2 protein-coding genes are annotated in these 3,823 nt (G+C 36.6%); both read left to right on the top strand.

The genetic code is table 11. The annotated features are described in order from the left end of the window. The first annotated feature begins 253 nt into the window (after positions 1-253). Positions 254-3,058: an outer membrane beta-barrel protein gene (locus SGJ10_06890; protein MDZ4757848.1), complete on the top strand. Its 2,805-nt coding sequence runs from the start codon at positions 254-256 to the stop codon at positions 3,056-3,058. A 197-nt stretch (positions 3,059-3,255) separates the two neighbouring features. Then, on the top strand, positions 3,256-3,612 hold the full coding sequence (locus SGJ10_06885) for a septal ring lytic transglycosylase RlpA family protein (protein ID MDZ4757847.1): 357 nt from the start codon (positions 3,256-3,258) through the stop codon (positions 3,610-3,612). Positions 3,613-3,823: the final 211 nt, after the last annotated feature.

Here is a 3,823-nt window from a genome sequence, read left to right as displayed (position 1 = left end):
GGGATTAAGCGGGGCTTTCGGGATGTAGTTCGGCATTACCATTCTACAAACCAAATCCGCCACAGGCGGAGAACTATTTTAGTTTAAGAATTGGTATTAGTTGCGTGTTGGGAGTTGCGGGTTGCGAGATGGCCGAATGGTCTTACAACTGGCAACTCACAACTTCCCTAATTAAACCTTCCTCATTATTGTCGTCCAACTAAAAAGTTATCATTTAATATTGTAAGCCCAAATCCTACTCCAAATATATAACATGTTCAAATTTTTTTTGTCAGCAAGTGCATTCATTTTTTTTAGTTCGAGCACTTTTGCTCAAGGTTATGCTGTTAGTGGCAATGTATATGGTACCAAAGATGGATTATCAATAAGCAGAGCAAAAATATATATGTATTCAGTTCCTGATTCCGTATTGTTTAAGCAAATTCAAATTGATACTTCGGGCAAGTTTGTATTTGAAGAAATAACAAATGGAACCTATTATATTAAGATTTCCATTGTAGGTTATTACGATTATTATAAACGGGTGAATGTTTTAAGTTCTTCTACCTATCTAGGAAATATACAATTGAAGTCGGATTTAGATGTGATGAAAACCGTTACCATTATCAGCAAGCAAAAAGCTGTAACACAAAAAGGAGATACGGTTGAGTTCAATGCAGGAAGCTTCAAAGTGAACCCCGATGCAACTGCCGAAGATTTGGTAACCAAAATGCCAGGCATAAGCACAGTAGATGGAAAAATACAAGCACAAGGCGAAGAAGTGAAAAAAGTATTGGTGGATGGCAAACCTTTTTTTGGTGATGACCCCAATGCGGCTCTCAAAAATTTACCTGCAGAAACGGTAGACAAAATACAAGTATTCGACCAACAGAGCGACCAAAATTTGTTCAGCGGATTCAATGATGGCAATACCAGCAAAACGATGAATATAATTACCAAATCGAATATGCGTAATGGTAAGTTTGGAAAAATATATGCGGGCTATGGCGACCAAGGTACTTATAAAGTAGGGCTTAATTATAATATATTAAAAGGTGATAGAAGAATATCATTGCTTGCTCAATCGAATAATATAAACGAACAAAATTTTGCTGCCGAAGATTTGTTGGGTGCTATGGGACAAAGCGGTGGTGGTGGCCGTGGAGGTCCCGGTGGGCAGGGAGGAATGCGTGGCCAAATGCCTAGTGGGGGCGGAGGTAGTAACAATAATTTTAGTGTGAGTAGCAAAAATGGTATCACAACTACCAATGCTGTCGGGCTAAATTATGCTGATAAATGGGGCAAAAAAATAGATGTTACTGCAAGTTATTTCCTAAACCATACCAGCACTGTTACCGACCAAGATTTAATTAAGCATTTTGTGTTTGGTTCTGCACAACAATATATTGAAAACAGCTCGAACACAACCAAAAATTTGAACCACCGAATCAATATAAGACTTAACTGGTTTATTGATTCGAGCAATTCAATGCTGTTTACCCCGAAACTTTCTATACAGGATCATAGTGGAGCTAACCAACTAGCAGGACACACTGACAATGATATGCAACAACTCAACAGAACCATTAATAATAGTACTTCAAAAACCAATGGATTAAATTTATCTACGGGTATATTATATAGACATAAATTTAAGTTATATGGTCGTACACTTTCTATAGAATCCAATCCCGGTCATAATAATTCCAATGGAAACACAAGTTTGAATAGCGGTAACACCTATTATAACACTACCAATAATTCAGATTCTATTAACCAACAAGGAAACTCTGCCAAGCAAGGATGGAGCATTGGTAATACGGTAAATTATACAGAACCAATTGGCAAGAAAAGTATGTTGCAATTTACTTATGCCAACTCTTTTAACCAAACCACTAATAATAAAAAAACGGATAATTATTCAAGTGTTACCAACGCGTATGATGATGTGGTTCCTACCTTATCCAATAAATTTAAAAATACCTATTATACCAATTCTGTTGGATTAGGATACCGATATGCCAATACAAAATCACAGTTGATTGTTAGTTCAAATTTTCAAACATCAAATTTGGCCAGTGTTCAAAAGTTTCCACGCGATACTACCTTTACCCGAAACTTTAATAATATATTACCCTCAGTAGTGTGGCGTTATAATATAAATACAAAAAAGAGTTTGAGAGTTGTATGTAGAACCAATACGAACCAGCCTAGTGTGGATCAGTTACAAAATGTAGTTAATAATAGCAATCCCTTGCAATTGAGTATGGGTAATCCTTCGCTCAAACAAACCTTTGAACAAAATATGTTTGTACGATATTCATATACCAATCCTACCAAATCAACCAGTTTCTTTGCCTTGGTAAGCGGTAATACTGTGCAAAATTATATAGCGAACAGTACACAAATAGCTACTGCCGATACCACATTTAATGGGGTGAGTTTGCGTCGTGGTTCACAGCTTACCATGCCTGTAAATGTAGATGGGTATTATAGTCTTCGTTCGTTTATCACTTTTGGAAGGCCACTTAAATTTATCAAATCAAATATAAACTTTAATGCGAATATTAGTTTTTCGCACACTCCTGGATTGTTAAATAATTTAATAAATTATGCGAATTCTCCTAATTATGGAGCGGGCTTGGTGATATCAAGTAATATCAGTAAAGATATAGATTTTACCATTGGAAGTAATGGCAGTTATACAAGTGTAAATAATACCTTGAACAAAGCATCCAACACTTCATATTATAATCAAACAAGTACTTTCAAATTTAATTTAATTGTTTGGAAACATTGGGTGTTTAATACTGATATGACGCACCAATATTATAAAGGATTGTCATCGGGTTACAATCAAAGTTTCGTGCTGTGGAATGCAGCAGTGGGATATAAATTTCTTAAAGACAATATGGGTGAGTTTAGGTTAAGGGTATTTGATATATTAAAACAAAATACCAGTATTAGCAGAACTATTACAGAAACCTATACGCAGGATGTGCAAACGAGCTTGTTGCAACGCTATGTGATGCTCACGTTTACTTATAATTTCAGGCAATTTAAAAAGCTTGGGAGGTAAAAAAATAACGTCATTCTGTTCGCTGCGGCGAATTGCTTCAATACGAAGAATCTCATGAATCGGAGACGATATTACTCATGTCTCCGCTCTCTGCAGATTCTTCACGGGAAGTCCGCTCTGAATGACGTTGTTGTTTTCGCAATGACGGTACAAAAATAAAACTTGCCTAACAAATTATTCATCACTATACTTGCACTATGAAGAAAACTATCATAGCTCTTTTCGTTTGTAGTTTTTTTATTACTGCATTTATTGGTGTCAGCGATTCGCAAGAAGGTTTTGCTACTTATTATGGTAATAATTTTACAGGCAGGAAAACTGCCAACGGTCAGCGATATCATAAAGATAGTTTAACCTGTGCCCACAGAATTTATCCTTTTGGTACGATGCTAAAAGTATATTGTCACAAAACCAAAAAGACAGTAACTGTAAGAGTAAATGACCGTGGCCCTTTTGGCCCTAAAAGAATAATAGATTTGAGCGGTTCCGCTGCCGATAGTATTGGTATTAAGATGCTGGGGATTGCTTGGGTTACGGTGGAGAAGGTGGAATAGGGATAGCAGAAATAAAGCATTGAAAAGCTAACCCGAGCCGATTTGTAATCGGCTCGGAACTTCACACAAATGTATTATACCGAAACTCAATATATAATAGTCCAAAAGAAAAGGACTAATCCCCCCGCATCCCGATAATTATCGGGATTAAGCGGGGCTTTCGGGATGTAGTTCGGCATTACCATTCTACAAACCAAATCCGCCACAGGCG

It is taken from the genome of Bacteroidota bacterium, from assembly GCA_034439655.1.
GTDB lineage: Bacteria > Bacteroidota > Bacteroidia > UKL13-3 > UKL13-3 > CANJUD01.
This window is presented reverse-complemented; position numbering and strand designations above follow the sequence as displayed.

Excerpts from the sequence above, each read along its gene's own strand:
- SGJ10_06890 (MDZ4757848.1), top strand. The coding sequence starts at position 254 with ATGTTCAAATTTTTTTTGTCAGCAAGTGCATTCATTTTTTTTAGTTCG.
- SGJ10_06885 (MDZ4757847.1), top strand. The coding sequence starts at position 3,256 with ATGAAGAAAACTATCATAGCTCTTTTCGTTTGTAGTTTTTTTATTACT.